The 17,093-nt window shown below is 68.6% G+C and carries 13 protein-coding genes; 11 read left to right on the forward strand and 2 right to left on the reverse strand.

The window, feature by feature from the left end:
- Positions 1-23: 23 nt before the first annotated feature.
- Positions 24-914, reverse strand: a complete 891-nt coding sequence (locus tag CEJ42_RS21275; protein ID WP_088752454.1) for a LysR substrate-binding domain-containing protein — start codon at positions 912-914, stop codon at positions 24-26.
- A 206-nt stretch (positions 915-1,120) separates the two neighbouring features.
- Here CEJ42_RS21275 and CEJ42_RS21280 point away from each other — a divergent pair, with 206 nt between their 5' ends.
- Positions 1,121-2,611 carry an acetyl-CoA hydrolase/transferase family protein gene (locus tag CEJ42_RS21280; protein ID WP_088752455.1) on the forward strand — a complete coding sequence of 497 codons (1,491 nt, stop codon included), beginning with the start codon at positions 1,121-1,123 and terminating at the stop codon, positions 2,609-2,611.
- A 152-nt stretch (positions 2,612-2,763) separates the two neighbouring features.
- On the opposite strand, the gene CEJ42_RS21285 is transcribed toward CEJ42_RS21280, so the two are convergent.
- Positions 2,764-3,756, reverse strand: coding sequence for a LysR family transcriptional regulator (locus CEJ42_RS21285; RefSeq protein WP_088752456.1), 993 nt, complete (start codon positions 3,754-3,756; stop codon positions 2,764-2,766).
- A 144-nt stretch (positions 3,757-3,900) separates the two neighbouring features.
- Between CEJ42_RS21285 and CEJ42_RS21290 the strand changes: the two genes are divergently transcribed.
- The 10 genes from CEJ42_RS21290 to CEJ42_RS21335 all read left to right on the forward strand — a co-directional run bounded on the left by CEJ42_RS21290 (position 3,901) and on the right by CEJ42_RS21335 (position 16,155).
- Positions 3,901-5,172 carry an MFS transporter gene (locus CEJ42_RS21290; protein WP_088752457.1) on the forward strand — a complete coding sequence of 424 codons (1,272 nt, stop codon included), beginning with the start codon at positions 3,901-3,903 and terminating at the stop codon, positions 5,170-5,172.
- A gap of 181 nt (positions 5,173-5,353) precedes the next feature.
- The gene (locus CEJ42_RS21295) at positions 5,354-6,517 is read left to right on the forward strand and encodes a PepSY-associated TM helix domain-containing protein (protein WP_088752458.1); all 1,164 of its coding nucleotides are present in this window, start codon (positions 5,354-5,356) and stop codon (positions 6,515-6,517) included.
- Positions 6,514-6,696: a hypothetical protein gene (locus CEJ42_RS21300; protein ID WP_088752459.1), complete on the forward strand. Its 183-nt coding sequence runs from the start codon at positions 6,514-6,516 to the stop codon at positions 6,694-6,696. Before CEJ42_RS21295 ends, CEJ42_RS21300 begins: the two co-directional genes overlap by 4 nt.
- Positions 6,697-6,808: 112 nt before the next feature.
- Positions 6,809-7,357, forward strand: coding sequence for a sigma-70 family RNA polymerase sigma factor (locus CEJ42_RS21305; protein WP_088752460.1), 549 nt, complete (start codon positions 6,809-6,811; stop codon positions 7,355-7,357).
- Entirely contained in the window at positions 7,354-8,361 is a 1,008-nt protein-coding gene (locus CEJ42_RS21310; protein WP_088752461.1) for a FecR family protein, read from the forward strand. The genes CEJ42_RS21305 and CEJ42_RS21310 overlap by 4 nt, the downstream gene beginning before the upstream one ends.
- 99 nt (positions 8,362-8,460) lie before the next feature.
- On the forward strand, positions 8,461-11,007 hold the full coding sequence (locus tag CEJ42_RS21315; RefSeq protein ID WP_207760466.1) for a TonB-dependent receptor: 2,547 nt from the start codon (positions 8,461-8,463) through the stop codon (positions 11,005-11,007).
- Between the two features lie 184 nt (positions 11,008-11,191).
- A complete protein-coding gene (locus tag CEJ42_RS21320; RefSeq protein WP_088752462.1) occupies positions 11,192-11,824 on the forward strand; it encodes a DUF2325 domain-containing protein in 633 nt (210 codons plus the stop codon).
- A 229-nt stretch (positions 11,825-12,053) separates the two neighbouring features.
- The gene (locus CEJ42_RS21325; RefSeq protein ID WP_088752463.1) at positions 12,054-12,557 is read left to right on the forward strand and encodes a sigma-70 family RNA polymerase sigma factor; all 504 of its coding nucleotides are present in this window, start codon (positions 12,054-12,056) and stop codon (positions 12,555-12,557) included.
- An 11-nt stretch (positions 12,558-12,568) separates the two neighbouring features.
- The gene (locus CEJ42_RS21330) at positions 12,569-13,594 is read left to right on the forward strand and encodes a FecR domain-containing protein (RefSeq protein WP_088752464.1); all 1,026 of its coding nucleotides are present in this window, start codon (positions 12,569-12,571) and stop codon (positions 13,592-13,594) included.
- A gap of 128 nt (positions 13,595-13,722) precedes the next feature.
- On the forward strand, positions 13,723-16,155 hold the full coding sequence (locus CEJ42_RS21335; RefSeq protein WP_207760467.1) for a TonB-dependent receptor: 2,433 nt from the start codon (positions 13,723-13,725) through the stop codon (positions 16,153-16,155).
- Positions 16,156-17,093: the final 938 nt, after the last annotated feature.

The raw sequence follows: 17,093 nt of genomic DNA on the forward strand, positions 1-17,093 counted from the left end.
ACAACAATAGCAACACTCCACCATCACCCCCGCCCCCCCGCAAACAACCCCTCACTCAACGCCATCCACGCCCGCGCAGCATGCGACAAATACCCCCCACGCGTGACATACGCCACCTGCCACTGCACCTCCGGCTCCACCAGGCGCACCGCCTGCAACTGGTCGGTAGCGATCCGGTGAATGAACGGCTCGGGCAACAGGGCCGTGCCCATGCCCGCCAACGCCATGGCCACCAGCCAGTCCCATTGCCCGCTCTGCGCGGCGACCTGCGGTGAAATCCCCAGTTCGCGGAAACTGCCGCGCAGGCTGCGCGTGAGGCCGAATTCGTTGTTCAGCATCACCAGCGGCATGCCGTCCAGCTGCGCGCAGCGCAGGGTGCTGCGGTTCTTCTGAAAGCTGCCGGCCTGGGCCACGGCCCAGATCGGGTAGCGTGCCACCGGCATTACCTGCAGCTCCAGTTCCGGGTCGACCGGCAACACCGTCATGCCGATCTCCAGCTCGCCGCTGGCCACGCGCTGCTCGATCTGCGGACCGGTGTCTTCCTTCAGGTTCATCGCGATATCGGGATGGCGCTCGCGGAAGGCCTTCAGTACCGGCGTGCACAGGATGTTGATCATCGGCGGGATGCCGATGTCGAGATGCCCCTGGCGCAGCGCCTTGGTGTCGCGCACTTCGGCGTTGAGGCGCTGCATCGAGGCCAGGATCTGCTGACCCTGCTCGTACACCACGCGCCCGGTGTCGGTCAGCTGCAGGCTGCGGCCGTCGCGGATCAGGAGCGGGGCGTCCACCTCGTCCTCCAGCTGGCGCACCATCTTGCTGACGGTGGACTGGGTCACGTGCAAGGCGTCGGCGGCGCGGCTGAAGCTGTTCAGGCGCACCGTTTCGGTGAAATAGCGCAGGGCGCGGATGTCCATGGCGGCAAGGCTTTCAGGCTCGGTTTGCGGGAAATCAAGGTATGCGTATTCCGACTGGAACAACGGAATTTAAATCATACAGCGCATAGGTCCCGGCTCCTATACTGGACCGAAACAAGAATGCAAGAAGTCCGTTTGGGCCCGCCACACCGTCGCCCGCGCGGATGCACTTCACCCTTTCCAAAAGAAACCGAGCAGGAGCAAACATGGACAGCCAGCGCATCCGCCAGCCTGAACTGGCGGGCAAAGTCATGACGGCCGAAGCGGCCGCCTCTTTCTTCCACAACGGCATGACCGTCGGCATGAGCGGCTTCACCCGCGCCGGCGACGCCAAGGCCATGCCGCGCGCGCTGGCCGAACGCGCGCAGCGCGAGGAGCTGCGCCTGACCGTGATCACCGGCGCCTCGCTGGGCAACGGCAGCGACGGCCTGATGGCCGAAGCGGGCCTGCTGGCGCGGCGGCTGCCGTTCCAGGTCGACCCGACGCTGCGCAGGAAGATCAATGCCGGTGAAGTCATGTTCATCGACCAGCACCTCTCCGAGACCGCCGAGCAGCTGCGCAGCGGCTCGCCGTCGCAGGTCGACATTGCCGTGATCGAGGCCGCCGCCATCACGGAGGACGGCATCGTGCCGACCATGTCGGTGGGCAATTCGGCCAGCTTCGTGGAGCAGGCGAAGATGATCATCATCGAACTCAACACCAGCGTGCCGCCGGCGCTGGAGGGCCTGCACGACATCTACCTGCCGGCCGCGCGCCCGGAGCGCGGGGCGATCCCGCTGACCGCGCCGCAACAGCGCATCGGCCGCACCACCATTCCCTTCGATCCGGCCAAGGTGGCCGCCATCGTGCTGACCGAAACGCCGGACAGCCCGTCCACGGTGCTGCCGCCGGATGACGAGACCAACGCCATCGCGCGCCACGTCATCAGGTTCCTGGAGTGCGAGGTAGAGGCCGGCCGCCTGCCGCACACGCTGGCGCCGCTGCAGGCCGGCATCGGCACCATCGCCAACGCGGTGCTGCACGGGCTGGTGGAGTCGCCGTTCCGCAACCTGTCGATGTATTCGGAGGTGCTGCAGGATAGCGCCATCGAGCTGCTGGATTCGGGCCAGCTGGCCTTCGCCTCGGCCTCGTCGATCACGCTGTCGCAGGCCCGGTACGAACACTTCATCGCCAACATCGAGCGCTACCGCGACAAGCTGGTGCTGCGCCCGCAGGAGATCAGCAACCATCCGGAACTGGTGCGCCGGCTGGGCATCATCGGCCTGAACACGGCGCTGGAGTTCGACATCTACGGCAACGTCAACTCCACCCACGTGGGCGGCACGCACATGATGAACGGCATCGGCGGCTCGGGCGACTTCGCGCGCAACGGGCAGATTTCGATCTTCGTCTCCAAATCGGTGGCCAAGGACGGCGCGATTTCCAGCGTGGTGCCGATGGTCTCGCACGTTGACCACAGCGAGCATGACGTCGACGTGCTGGTCACCGAATGGGGGCTGGCCGACCTGCGCGGCCTGGCGCCGCGCGAGCGCGCGGTGCGGGTGATCGACAACTGCTGCCATCCGGATTACCGGGCGCAGCTGCGCGACTACTTCACGCGCGCATGCGCGGCGGGCGGGCATACGCCGCATTTGCTGGGTGAGGCGTTCAGCTGGCACCAGCACTATGCGCAGCACCGGACGATGCGCCTGGGCTGAGCGCGGCCGGCGGGGCGGGCCGGGCGGGAACACGCGACGCTGACGATGCCGCGCCACCTGCGCCGGCCATCGTGCGCGCGTCTCTCACTGAACCGTCATCCCGGCGCAAGCGAAGCCCCCGGGGAGACGACTGCCGCTCGGGCTGGCCATCCTCAATCCTTCTGCTGCATCCTCTTCAACGCTTCCCACCCCACCGCGCCGCTGACCGCCGCCGGCATCGCCTCCTTCATGGTGTCGATGAAGTGTCTCAAGCGCGCCGGATAAAAACGCGCGTAAGGGTAGAGCAGCGACACCGGCAACGGATCCGGCCGCCACTGCGGCAGCAGTTGCACCAGCCGGCCGGCGGCCACGTCCTCGGCCAGGATCCATGACGAACCCACGGCCACGCCCATGCCCTCGATGGCGGCGTTGCGCAGCGCGTAGAGGCTGTCGGTGACCAGCTGCGGACGGAAGGCGACCTGGCCCTGTTCGCCGGTGACCTCATGCGTGAGCGTGACTTCGCGCCGGTAGAAGGCGGGAATGGCGATCCACGGCAGGGCCGCCAGCCCGGACGGATGCTGCGGCAGCGGACGTCCCTGCAGGAGCGCGGGCGAGGCCACCGTCATGCGCGGCACCTCGGCCAGGTGGATCGCCACCAGCGACGGGTCGCGCACGTCGCCGACCTCGATGGCGCAATCGATGCCGTGGGTGATGAAGTCGGCCGCGCGGTCGTGCAGCAGCCACTCCACGGTGATGCGCGGATGGCGGCGCATGAACTCGGCCAGCGGCCCGATCAGCTGCTTTTGCCCGAACGCGTGCGGCACCACCACCCGCAGCGAGCCTTCGGCCTCCAGCCGCGCGCCGCGCAAGTCGCTCTCAAACTCATCCCAGCCGGCCAGCAGATCCTTGGCGCGCTCGTAGCAGCGCTCGCCGTCCTCGGTCAGCTTCATCGCGTGCGTGGAGCGCTGCAGCAGGCGCACGCCCAGCGAGCGCTCCAGCGTCTGCAGGCGGCGGCTGATGGTGGGCTGGGTGGTGCCCAGCTGGGCGGCGGCGGCCGACAGGCTGCCGGCCTCGACGATGCGCACGAAGGTCTGCATCAGCTCGATGCGGTCGGTGAGACCGGCGGCGGAAAAGGGCGGGATGGCGGGAGAAATCGGCTTTGTCATACGCCCAACGTATATCAATTCTGCTTTTTGCGCTACTACCGTATGCGAGTGCGGGAGCGGAGAATCCGGTTCAACGCTGGCAGAGGCGGCATGTTTCAGCCCTCGCAAGACCAGCAGCGACGCAAACACACCGGGAGTAACACCATGAATAGCATTCCTAAGACGCATACAGCCGCCGCCGGCGTAGCCACGGGCACGACGGCCAAGGCCAAGGCCCATCCCCAACCCCACCAGCAGGCCGGCCTGTCGCCCGCGCTGATCGGCCTGCTGGCCACCGGCGCCGGCCTGGCCGTGGCCTCGCTGTATTACTCGCAGCCGATGCTGGGCGTGCTGGCCGACGACATCGGCGCCTCCGAGCGCGCCGTGGGCATGGTGCCGATGTCGACCCAGCTCGGCTATGCGCTGGGCATCCTGCTGCTGGCGCCGCTGGGCGACCGCTACGACCGCCGCCGCATCATCCTGATCAAGGCCGCCATCCTGACCGCCGCGCTGCTGCTGGCCGGGGCCGCCTCGGGCGTGGGCATGCTGCTGGCCGCGAGCCTGGCCGTGGGCCTGACCGCCACCATGGCGCAGGACATCGTCCCCGCCGCCGCCACGCTGGCGCCGGAGCAAAGCCGCGGCCGCATCGTCGGCACGGTGATGACGGGCCTGCTGCTGGGCATCCTGCTCTCGCGCGTGGTCAGCGGCTTCGTGGCCGAGCACTTCGGCTGGCGCGCCATGTTCGTCGGCGCCGCCGCCAGCATCGCCGCCATCGGCGTGGCGGCATGGCGCGGCCTGCCGCGCTTCCACGCCACCACGCACCTGTCGTACGGCGCGCTGCTGGGTTCGCTGGCCACCTTGTTCAAGAAGCATGGCGCGCTGCGCCGCGCCGCGCTGGCGCAGGGCCTGCTGTCGATCGGTTTCTCGGCGTTCTGGTCGACGCTGGCGGTGATGCTGCATGGCGCGCCGTTCCACCTGGGCAGCGCCGCCGCCGGCGCCTTCGGCCTGGCAGGCGCCGCCGGCGCCCTGGCCGCGCCGCTGGCCGGCCGCATCTCGGACAAGAAGGGCCCTGAACTTGTGACCCGCCTCGGCGTTGGCCTGGCCACCGTGTCGTTCGCGGCGATGGCGCTGTCGCCATGGTTCTCGGCCGACGGCCAGCTGGTCCTGATCGCCCTGGCCGCCATCGGCTTCGACCTCGGCGTGCAGGCCACCCTGGTGGCGCACCAGACCATCGTCTACAGCATCGAGCCGGGCGCCCGCAGCCGCCTCAACGCCATCCTGTTCGTCGGCATGTTCATCGGCATGGCCGCCGGCGCCGCCCTGGGCAGCCTGGCCCTGGCGCAGTGGGGCTGGATCGCGGTGGTCTCGCTGGCCACGCTGACCTCGATCCTGGCGCTGACGGTGCGGCTGTGGCCGGGCGCGGCCAAGGCGCGCTGAGTCCTCCAGCGGAAATAGGCTTTCCGAACACGGCCCCGGTGCGAACCGGGGCCGTTTTTTCATGCCGGCGCGGATAGATATTGGACAAGAATCATTCTCATCTATAATCGGCCGGTCTGAAAACAGGGAGACGGCCGCGCACCGGGATCGCCGGACGCCGCGCGACGCCGGGGAGCCGATAATGAAAAGTACGACCTTGCGCGGCTGGTATGCGGTACACCGCTGGACCAGCCTGATCTGCACCATCAACCTGCTGCTACTGTGCGTGACCGGACTGCTGCTGATCTTCCACCACGAGATCGACGAGCTGCTGGGCCAGGACGCCCATCCCGCCGCCGTCGCCGAAGGCGCGCCGCGGCCCACGCTGCAGCAGCTGGTGGACAAGACCCTGGCCGCCAATCCCGGCACGGCGATGCAGTCGCTGTCCTTCTTCGGCGAAGACGGCGAGCACTTCGTGGGCGTGCGCGTCGGCCCGCCGGGCGCGGCCAGCCTGCGCGAGGGCAAGTCGGTCTTCTATGACGCCGCCAGCGGCGAGACGCACAACATCGGCGGCGGCGACACCTTCACCGGCTTCATCCTGAAGCTGCATGTGAACCTGTTCCTGGGCTTCCCCGGCCAGCTGTTCATCGGCCTGGTGGGCATCGTGTTCGTGCTGAGCATGGTCAGCGGCATCGTGCTGTACGGCCCCTTCATGCGCAAGCTGGCCTTCGGCCTGGTGCGCTTCGGCCGCCAGGTGCGCATCGTGCAGGCCGACCTGCACAACCTGTCGGCCATCGCGGTGATGGTGTGGGCGCTGGTGGTGGGCCTGACCGGCACCTTCCTGTCGCTCTCGCCGCTGATCATCGGCATCTGGCAAAAGACCGAGCTGGCCGACCTGGTCCGCACGCTGCCAGCCACCGAGCCGAAGGCGCTGGTGGCGCCCGACCGCGCAGTGCAGGTGGCCAACGCGGCGGTACCGGGCAAGGACCTGGCCTTCGTCTTCTATCCCGGCACCGAATACGCCACCAAACGCCACTACATGGTGGTGCTGCGCGGCCATACCGAACTGGAAAAGCGCGTCTACAACATCGCCGTGGTCGACGCCGAAACCGGCGCGCTGGCCGACAGCCGCGGCATGCCCTGGTACATGCAGGTGCTGCTGTTGTCCGGTCCTTTCCACTTCGGCGACTACGCCGGCATGCCGCTGAAGATCCTGTGGGCGCTGCTGACGGTGCTGACCACGCTGGCCACGGTGTCGGGCTTCATCATCTGGATGAAGCGCAGCAAGAAGGCCATCCGCAGGATCGATGAGCGCAGCGCCGAGCGCGCCGCCATCGCCAACCCAAGCATGAAGGAACAAGGATGAACGGAACCTGGGGCTGGCCGCTGTTGCTGGCGGCGCTCACCTTCGGCGGTCTGGCCGCCGGCATCTTCGGCGACGGCGTGTGGGACTGGCTGTGCTGGGCCGGCCTGGCCGCGCCGGTGTGGGTGGTCGGACGCAAGCTGGCGCAGCAATGGCGTGGGCGGGAGCGTCCCGACGCCTGAGAAGGATGCCTCCTCCTGCCGCATGCCCTGTTCCCGTTCTTGTCCTTGACGCCGTTTTACTTGATAATAATTCTTGTTTACATTTGACGCGCGTTGCATCCAGGGAGGGAGCATGACCGTCGGCGGCCTCAGCAAGAACGAATTCCTCAGCCTGCTGTTCCGGGAGCACCACGGGTGGCTCTCGGCCTGGCTGCGCAAGAAGACCGGGTGCCCGCACCACGCCGCCGATCTCGCGCAGGAAGCCTTCACCCGCATCCTCTGCCTGGCCGATCCGGCCTCGCTGCAGCAGCCGCGCGCCTTCATGGTGACCACCGCCACGCGCCTGATCATCGACGAGGAACGCCGCCGCAAGCTGGAGCGCGCCTATCTGGAAGCGCTGGCGCAGATGCGCGATTCGCGCCAGGAATGCGCCGACAGCCCGGAACAGATCATGCTCGCGGTGGAGGCCCTCAACGCCATCGCCGCCATGCTCGAAGGCCTGGCCGAAAAGCCGCGCCGGGCCTTCCTGATGCACCGCCTGGACGGCGCGGCGCACGCCGACATCGCGGCCGCGCTGAACGTCTCGGCCAGCATGGTCAAGCAATACCTGGCCGCCGCCACGCTGCATTGCTACCGCGCCCTCTATCCCTCGACCCACCCCGCATCCGGCAAGGCCGCATGAACGCCGCCGACAACGCCATCCTGCCATCCCCGGCCGAACCCGACCAGCGCACCGTCGAGCGCGCCATCGAATGGCTGGCCCGGCTCGACGCCGGCGATGCCGGTCCGGACGAGCGCGCCGCCTATCGCCGCTGGTGCGAGGAAGACCCGCGCCATGCGCTGGCCGCGCAGCGGCTCGAACACATGCTGGCGCGCTTCGACGGCCTGGCCGCCGGCCCCGCGGCCTCGGCGCTGGAAACGGTCGCGCCGCCGCGCCGCAAGCGCGGGCATTCCGGCGCGCGGCGCGCGATCGCCGCCGCCGTGCTGGTGGCTTTCGGCGCCGGGTGTTGGGCGCTGATGCCGCAGGCCCGCTACTGGAGCGCCGACTACCGCACCGCCGCCGGCGAACGCCGCACCGTGGAGCTGCCCGACCACAGCAAGCTCACCCTCAACAGCCGCAGCGCCGTCAACGTGCACTATGAAGCCGGCCGGCGCCGCATCGAACTGCTGCAAGGCGAGATCCTGGTCGACGTCGCCCACATCGAGCATCCGCGGGAGCGCCCCTTCGCCGTACGCACCGGCGACGGCGAGGCGCGCGCCCTGGGCACGCGCTACTTGGTGCGCGACGACGGCCGCGGCACCGTGGTCACGGTGCTGGAATCGCAGGTGCGCGCGCAGAGCGCGGACGGCGCATCCTCCCGCGTGCTGGCGCCGGGCCAGCGCGCCACCATCTCGCCGCACGCCGTCGGCCCCGCCGAGACGCTGGACGCCGACCTCGCCGCCAGCTGGACCGGCGGGCGCCTGGTGGCCGACGACATGCCGCTGGCCGACGTGCTCGACGAGCTGGCCCGCTACCGCGCCGGCATGCTGCGCTACGACCGCGCGCAGCTGGCGCGGCTGCGCGTCTCGGGCGTGTTCGCGCTGGACGACCCGGACCGCGTGCTGCAAACGCTGCAGGCGGCGCTGCCGATCCGGGTCGAGCATTACTCGCCGCTGCTGGCGGTGGTCAGCGCGGCGCCGAAGTAGCCGAAAAATATTTTGTCCGCGCGCTGTCCCTTTGCATTTCTGCTTCGTCATGGTCTGTGAACGCCGCGAAACCGCGCGGCAAACCAACCAGAGACCACCATGACCCCTATCCCCCGACTTCGTCCCCTGCAGTTGGCCCTGCGCCTGGCACTGTGCGCCGCCACCGCCGGCGCGACGCTGGGCGCGGCCGTTCCGGCCCTGGCCCAGTCCGCCGCCGCGCAGCAGGACTACAGCATTCCCGCCGGCTCGCTGGCCGGGGTGCTCAACCGCTTCGCGGCCCAGGCGGGCGTGACCCTGGTGTTCGATCCCAAACTGGCCGAAGGCCTGGCCTCGCCCGGCCTGTCGGGCCGCCATGGCGTGCAGTCGGGCTTCGACGCCATCCTGCGCGGCAGCGGCCTGTCGGCCCAGGCGCAAGCCAACGGCGACTACCTGGTGCAGCGCGCCGCCGTCAAGACGCGGGCGGCGCAGGAGGGCGCCGCGCCCGCGCTCTCCGAGATCGTCGTGGTCGGCGCGCGCACGCCCACGCAGGTGACCGAGCTGCCGGCCACCACCTGGGTGATCGAGCAGGAACAGATCGCCGCGCAGGCGCGCGCCGGCGTGCCGCTCAAGGAGTTGCTGGGCAACCTGGTGCCGGGCCTGGACGTGGGCCCGCAGGGGCGCACCAATTACGGCCAGAACCTGCGCGGGCGCAGCGCGCTGGTGATGATCGACGGCATCTCGCTCAACGGCTCGCGCGCGCTGTCGCGCCAGTTCGACTCCATCGACCCGTTCAACATCGAGCGCATCGAAGTGCTCTCCGGCGCCAGCGCGCTGTACGGCGGCAACGCCACCGGCGGCATCATCAACATCGTCACCAAACGTGCGCAGTCCGACGCGCTGCGCTTCACCAGCGAAGCCGGCTTTCGCTCGGGGCTGCACAGCGGCGACGATTTCGACTGGCACCTGGCGCAATCGGTCTCGGGCGGCAACGACCGCGTACGCGGCCGCCTCGGCGTGGTCTACAGCAAGAACGGCGGCGCCTATGACGGCAGCGGCAAGGCCGTCATTCCCGACATCACCCAGACCGACCTGCAGTACAACGAGTCGATCGACCTGCTGGGCAACCTCGACATCGATTTCGGCGGCGGCCAGAGCCTGAAGCTGACCGGCCAGCTGTACGACTCCGGCTACCAGCCGGGCAAGGCGCTGTACATGGGCCAGAACCTGGGCGGCGCGATCCAGCTCGGCGCCGCGCCGGTCAATCCGGCGCTGCTGGATGTGCGCGACGGCTTCAGTTCGGACGTGAAGCCGCGCACCCAGCGCGAGATGTTCTCGGCCGACTATCACGCGCGCGACGTGCTCGGCGGCCAGGACTTCTACCTGCAGGCCTTCGCCCGCTCCGAGAAGCTGGACTTCTATCCCTTCCCCGGCACCGACAGCTACACCATCGGCGGCGTGCGGCGCAGCGCGGTGTACTACAGCACCTCGCGCCAGAACACCGACACCTACGGCGCCAAGGCGGTGCTGGCCAAGCAGTTCGACACGGTCAAGCTGACCTACGGCGTGGATTACGACCACGAGAAATTCACCGGCACCCAGGTGATGTTCAACACCGCGCAGGCGCTCTCCAGCGGCGGCCTGGTGTTCAACCGCTTCGCCGAGCTGGGCCGCTACCCGACCTTCCAGACCGACATCTACGCCTTCTACGGCCAGGCCGACTGGAAGCTGTCGGATCGCCTGACGCTGTCGGGCGGCGTGCGCCGCCAGCATGCCAACATCGAGGTCGGCGACTTCGTGCAGGTGGCGCAGCAGCGGCTGGTCGCCGCCGGCGTAGGCACCAGCGCGCAGGCCATCCCGGGCGGCAAGAACAGCTACGACGTGACGCTGTTCAACGGCGGCCTGCTCTACAAGCTGACCCCGCAGCAGCAGGTGTGGACCAATTATTCCGAAGGCTTCGAACTGGCCGACCCGGCCAAGTACTACGGCCAGGGCAGCTACTCGCTGGTGGGCGGCGCCACCGGCACCTGGAACCTGCTGAGCTCGACCAACGTCGCCAATTCGCCCATGAGCGGCATCAAGACGCGCCAGGTGGAGGCCGGCTGGCGCCACAACGGCGGCGGGCTGACGACGCAGCTGGCGGCGTTCTATTCGTGGTCGGACAAGGCGATCCAGATCAACCGCAGCACGCTCAACATCGACGTGGTCGACCAGAAGGTGCGCAACATCGGCCTCGAAGGCCAGCTCAACTACGCCTTCAGCGAGCGCTGGGACGCCGGCCTGAACTGGCTGGCCATCATCACCCAGCAGCAGTCCAACGGCGACTGGGCCAAGCGCGACGTGACCACTTCCAGCCCCTCCAAGATGACCGCCTACGCCGGCTGGAAAGAGAACAACCTGGCGCTGCGCTTGCAGGGCACGCAGGTGTTCGCGGTCTCCGACGGCGGCGGCAACCGTCTCGCGGGCTATGCGCTGTTCGACCTGCTGGGCGCCTACCAGCTGCCCAGGGGCACGCTCAGCTTCGGCATCCAGAACCTGCTGGACCGCGACTACACCACCACCTGGGGCCAGCGCGCCAAGATCCTGTACGGCAGCCTGGTGGCACAGCAGGCGCTGGACTACAAGGGCCGCGGACGAACCTTCGGCGTGAGCTATTCGCTGGATTATTGAGGCGCTTGCAGGTCGCCCGTCATGAACGAACCGCCCCGTCAGGGGCGGTTTTTTTATTTTTTCGGCGGGCAATAACCCTGTCGCCAGCCTCGTCAAATAATAATTGTTCTCATCTATAATCGAGCCCCTCCTCGCCGGAAGCAGCAGCAGACAAGGGAAGGCGAGGCCGCAACGGGAGATCCAGATGAACGACAAGACGCTTCCCGCGCCCGCCGCTTTCCGGCAAGACGACACCCCGGGCGCCGAACACGCGATGCTGGCGCGCCACCTGGCCGCCGCGCAACGCCGCTGCAGCGACGTGATCGCCCGCCAGGCGCGCGAGATCGCCGAACTGCGCGCGCAGGCGATGCAGATGCGCGCGGCCATCATCGCGCGCGACAGCGCGCTGGCCTGGGCATATGAAGACCGCGCCGCGCTGGAAGCGGCCAACCCCGACCTGGCGCCGCGCGTGACGCTGGCGCGCAAGGTGAGGGAGCTCAACCGCAAGCTGCAGGACCTGATGCGCGAGAAGATGCGCCCGCCGATGGGCGCGCCGCTGACTCCGGCCGCTCAGGCCCGGGCCGAAGGGGAGCAGATGTCCGACCTGGAAGCCAGCGTGGCCGCCGCCGACCTGGTGATCTGCCAGACCGGCTGCCTCTCGCATGGCGACTACTGGCGTGTGCAAGACCATTGCAAGCGCACCGGCAAGACCTGCGTGATGGTGGAACAGGCCGCCAACTTCCGCGTGGTGCGCATCCACCAGGACATGCGGGCGCACGCCGACAACGGCGCGCCCGCGTTGCCCAGGATGCCGGAGACGCCGGAAACCCCGGCCTGAGCGACAGGATTTTTCAGAGCGTTTTTCAGAGCGTCCTTTTCATGCCGGCGTAAGCCGGCATTTTTTTATCCACAGCAAACGCCGGCAGGCGGGCGAAAAACAACGCCGTCGGCGGCTTAACTGTTAATAGCAATCACTATCATTTATACTTAGCGCTTCCCCTCCGCGCGACCTTGCCCGACGGCAAGCGGCAAACCCGGGCTGCGCGGCCGGCTCCATTTTTCCAGGGATGCGTTTTCCCATGTCCATCGAAGCCCTCTACTGCGATCACCATTCCTGGCTCAAGGGATGGCTTGCGCGTCGGCTCGGCAACAGCGATCAGGCGGCCGACCTGGCGCACGACACCTTCATCCGCCTGCTCGGCAGCGAGCGCGTGCCGTCCGTGCTCAACGAGCCGCGCGCCTACCTGACCACCGTGGCGCAGAACCTGGTGTCCAACCTGTGGCGCCGCGAAAAACTGGAAAAGGCCTATCTTGAAGCACTGGCGCAGGCCCCGACCGGGCTGGCGCCCTCGCCCGAAGAACAGGCCATCCTGCTGGAAACCCTGATGGAGCTGGACCAATTGCTGGACGGCCTGCCCGCCGTGGTCAAGCGCGCCTTCCTGCTCTCGCAGCTGGACGGCCAGACCCACGCCCAGGTCGCCGCTGCGCTGGGCATCTCGATTCCCACCGTCAAACGCTACCTGGTGAAGGCGCTGCAGCGCTGTTATTTCGCCGACGTTTCCTTCCTCTGATCGGGCCGAACTTGTCCGCCTCGACCTGGTACCAGCACACGCCCGACGCCGCCGCCGTAACGCCGCAGGTGGCCGAGCGCGCGCTGGAATGGCTGGTCGAGCTGCAGTCGCAACCGGTGGCGCCGGAGACCCTGGCCGCCTGGCAGCGCTGGCGCACCGCCCATCCCGACCATGAACGCGCCTGGCAGCGCATCGAGTCGGTGCGCGGGCGCCTGCAGCCGCTGGCTTCGCCGGTCAGCTCCGCCATCGCCCAGGCCGCGCTGGCCCCGCGCGGCTCGCCGCGCCGTCGCCAGATCGTCAAGACCCTGGCCGTCACGCTGTTCGCCGGCGGCGCCGTATGGGGCGCGGCCGAACTCACGCCCTGGCGCGAATGGAACGCCGACTACCGCACCGCCGTGGGCGAGCGCCGCGCGCTGGTGCTGGCCGACGGCACCCACCTGACCATGAACACCGCCAGCGCCGTAAACGTGGCCTTCGGCGCCGCCGAACGCCGGCTGCGCCTGGTGGCCGGCGAGATCCTCGCCGCCACCGGCAAGGATGCGGCCCGTCCCTTCATGATCGAAACGCAACATGGCACCGCTTACGCGCTGGGCACCCGCTACACCGTGCGCCGGCTGGATGCGAGCACCGAAGTCGCGGTGTTCGAGGGCGCGGTGCGCATCGAACCGCGCCATGGCGCGACCGGCGCCATCGTGCTGCAGGCCGGCGAGCAGGCGCGTTTCACCGACACCGACGTCGGCGCGGCAGGCCGCGCCGAGCAGGCCGACATCGGCTGGGTCGACGGCTTCATCGTCGCGCGCAGCATGCGGCTGGACGATTTCCTGGCGCAGCTGGGGCGCTACAGCCGCGACAGCCTGTCCTGCGACCCGGCGATTGCCGACATGAAGGTCTCGGGCTCGTTCCCGGTGGCCGACGCCGTCACGGTCGTCGAGTCGCTGGCCGCCACGCTGGCGGTCCGGGCCGACATGCGCGAGCGCTTCTGGGGCGGCCGCCGCATGCGCCTGGCGCCGCTGCCGGGCGCATCCCGCCGCGGCTGAGCCGCGCGTTTTAAAAAAATCCAAAAATAATCAAAAAATCCGGCCTGGGGCTGATCCGTTTTCGTTTTTCGCGGGTCATGGGGATGGGGACACCGTATTCTTATCTTGCAAGGAGAGGTCGTAAGCACATGGGGCAGCAGAGGGCTTCCACGCGTCGCGCCCGCACAAGGGCCGCGCTGGCCTGCGCCGGGCGCCTGGCGCTGGGCGCGGCCGCCATGGCCGCGGGCCTGGCGCTGCCGGCCTTCTCCGCTGCGGCGGCGGCCCAGCCCGTCGCGCGCGCCTACGACATCCCGGCCGGTTCGCTGGAGGAGGTACTGGGCCGCTTCGGCCACGACGCCGGCATCCTGCTCTCGTTCCGCCCTGAACTCACCGCCGGCCTGCGCAGCGAAGGACTGCACGGCCACTACGACGTCGAAGACGGGCTGGCCGCGCTGCTGGCCGGCAGCGGCATCCAGGCCGTGCGCCAGACCAACGGCAGCTATACGCTGGCGCGCGCCGCCGCTACCGGCGCCGCCGCGCCGTTGCCCACCGTCACCGTGGTCTCGCAGGCCGACCAGGACAGCGCGCCCTACGTCGGCGGCCAGGTCGCCCGCGGCGGCAGCCTGGGCATCCTCGGCACCTCCAGCATCATGGACGTGCCGTTCTCCACGATGAACTACACCTCGGCCCTGCTGCGCGACCAGCAGGTGCGCACGCTGGCCGACGTCGTCATCAACGACGCCTCGGTGCGCATGCTGACCTCCACCGGCGGCTTCGGCGAGACCTACCAGATCCGCGGCTACAACCTCACCAGCGGCGACGTCGGCGTCAACGGCCTGTTCGGGCTGGCCTCGGGCAGCCGCATGCCGGCCGCCATCATGGAACGGGTCGAGGTGCTCAAGGGGCCGGGCACGCTGATGAACGGCATCAATCCCGGCGGCAGCATCGGCGGCAGCATCAACATCGTCACCAAGCGCGCCGGCGACGAGCCGCTGACGCGCCTGACCACCAGCTTCCAGAGCCGCGCCCAGCCGGGCGTGCAGGCCGACATCGGACGCCGCTTCGGCGAAGACAATGCCTGGGGCATCCGCGTCAACACGGTCTACCGCAACGGCGAGGCCAGCATCAAGGGCGGCCACCAGGAGCTGGGCGTGGGCACGCTGGCGCTGGACTACCGCAGCGCGCGCCTGCGCTGGTCGCTGGACGCCTACGCCCAGCACGAGGACAGCGACAACTTCCGCCCGCAGGTGGGCTTCGTCTCCGGCGTCACCTCGATCCCGGCGCCGCCGGCGGCGGACTTCAACTTCTTCCCCGACAACCGCCTGCACCTGGACGACAAGGCCGCCGTCACGCGCCTGGACGCCGAGCTCGCCGATGGCCTCACCGCCTATGGCGCGATCGGCTACCGGCGCGGCTGGACCCAGCAGAACCTGCCGGTCGGCTCGGTCAACGAAGCCGGCATGGGCACGCAGCGCAACGGCTACTACGACACCTACAGCAAGACCGTGACCGCCGACGCCGGCCTGCGCCTGCAGCTCGACACCGGCGGCTTGCGCCACACGCTCTCGGCCGGCGCGACCCGGCTGCGGCAGGAGACCGGCAACGCCTACGTCACCGCCGGCAGCTCCACCGCCTACAGCATCTACGCCCAGAACGCGCTGGCGCCGATCACCGCCGACCGCACCGCGCCCAGGAAATCGGCCGACATGGTGCTCGACAGCCTCACGCTGACCGACGCCATGTCCCTGCTCGACGGCCGCCTGCGCCTGTTCGCCGGGGCGCGCCGGCAGAGCGTGCGCTACGACAGTTTCGACACCGTCACCGGCGCCCAGGTCTCGTCCTACAGCGCGAGCGCGGTGTCGCCGCTGTGGGGCGTGGTGGTCAAGCCCCATGACAGCCTCTCGCTCTACGCCAACTACACCGCCGGCCTCACGCGCGGCACCATCGTGCCCACCGGCATGGTGAATTCAGGCCAGATCCTGCCGCCTTACCGTTCGCGCCAGATCGAGACCGGCGCCAAGCTCGACTGGGGCAATCTGCAGACCGGCCTGTCGGTGTTCGAGATCACCAACCCGAGCGCGGTGATCACCTTCCTCTCGAGCTCGCCGCAGACCAGCTCCTACGGCTACGACGGCGAGCAGCGCAACCGCGGCCTGGAACTCTCGGCCTGGGGCGAGGCCGCGCCGGGCCTGCGCCTGCTGGCCAGCGGCACCTTCTACGACGCGCGCCTGACGCGCACGCAGAACGGCGCCAACGACGGCCGCAACGCGCCCGGCGTCCCCAAGCGCACCTTCAACCTCGCCGCCGACTGGGATGCGCCCTGGCTGCCCGGCCTGGCCTTCAACGCGCGCATGGTGCGCACTTCCTCGGTCTACTTCAACGCCGCCAACACCCTGAGCCTGCCCGGCTGGACCCGTTGGGACATCGGCGCGCGCTACCAGACCCGCTTCGCCGGCCACGCCGTGGTGCTGCGCGCGAACGTGGAGAACCTGTTCAACCGCAATTACTGGCTGCTGGACAACCCCTACGTCACCGTAGCCGCGCCGCGCACCGTGCTGCTGTCGGCGCAGGTGGATTTCTGAACGGCGCCTGCCGGGATCCGGTGTCTTTCGTTGTGCATCGATGGCCGCTGAACGACGCTGGATCCTGACTTTCGTCAGGATGACGGAGAAGAGGGGGGACGCCGGTTGGTCTCATCAATGTCTCCGATCTGCGAAGGGCGCGATGCGGTGGCGTTGTTCCACCGCCGGATTTCCTTCCATCTATGCCCGTCCTCCCATCTCCGTCATCCCGGCGCAGGCCGGGATCCAGTGGCTTTCGTTGCACATCGACGGCCGCTGAACGACGCTGGATCCTGACTTTCGTCAGGATGACGGAGAAGAGGGGGACGCCGGTTGGTCTCATCAATGTCTCCGATCTGCGAAGGGCGCGATGCAGTGGCGTTGTTCCACCGCCGGATTTCCTTTCACCTATGACCGTCCTCCCATCTCCGTCATCCCGGCGCAGGCCGAGATCCAGTGGCTTTCGTTGCACATCGACGGCCGCTGAACGACGCTGGATCCTGACTTTCGTCAGGATGACGGAGAAGAGGAGGGACGCCGGTTGGTCTCATCAATGCCTCCGGTCTGCGAAGGGCGCGATGCGGTGGCGTTGTTCCACCGCCGGATTTCCTTCCATCTATGGCCGTCCTCCCATCTCCGTCATCCCGGCGCAGGCCGGGATCCAGTGGCTTTCGTTGCACACCGACGGCCGCTGAACGACGCTGGATCCTGACTTTCGTCAGGATGACGGAGAAGGGGTGACGCCGGTTGGTCTCATCAATGTCTCCGATCTGCGAAGGACGCGATACGCGTGGCGTTGTTCCACCGCCGGATTTCCTTCCACCTATGGCCGTCCTCTCATCTCCGTCATCCCGGCGCAGGCCGGGATCCAGTGGCTTTCGTCGCACATCGACGGCCGTTGAACGACGCCGGATCCTGACTTTCGCCAGAATGACGGTGAAGAGGGATGAGCCGTTTTT

This window comes from Herbaspirillum robiniae, from assembly GCF_002213415.1.
Classification (GTDB): domain Bacteria; phylum Pseudomonadota; class Gammaproteobacteria; order Burkholderiales; family Burkholderiaceae_D; genus Herbaspirillum; species Herbaspirillum robiniae.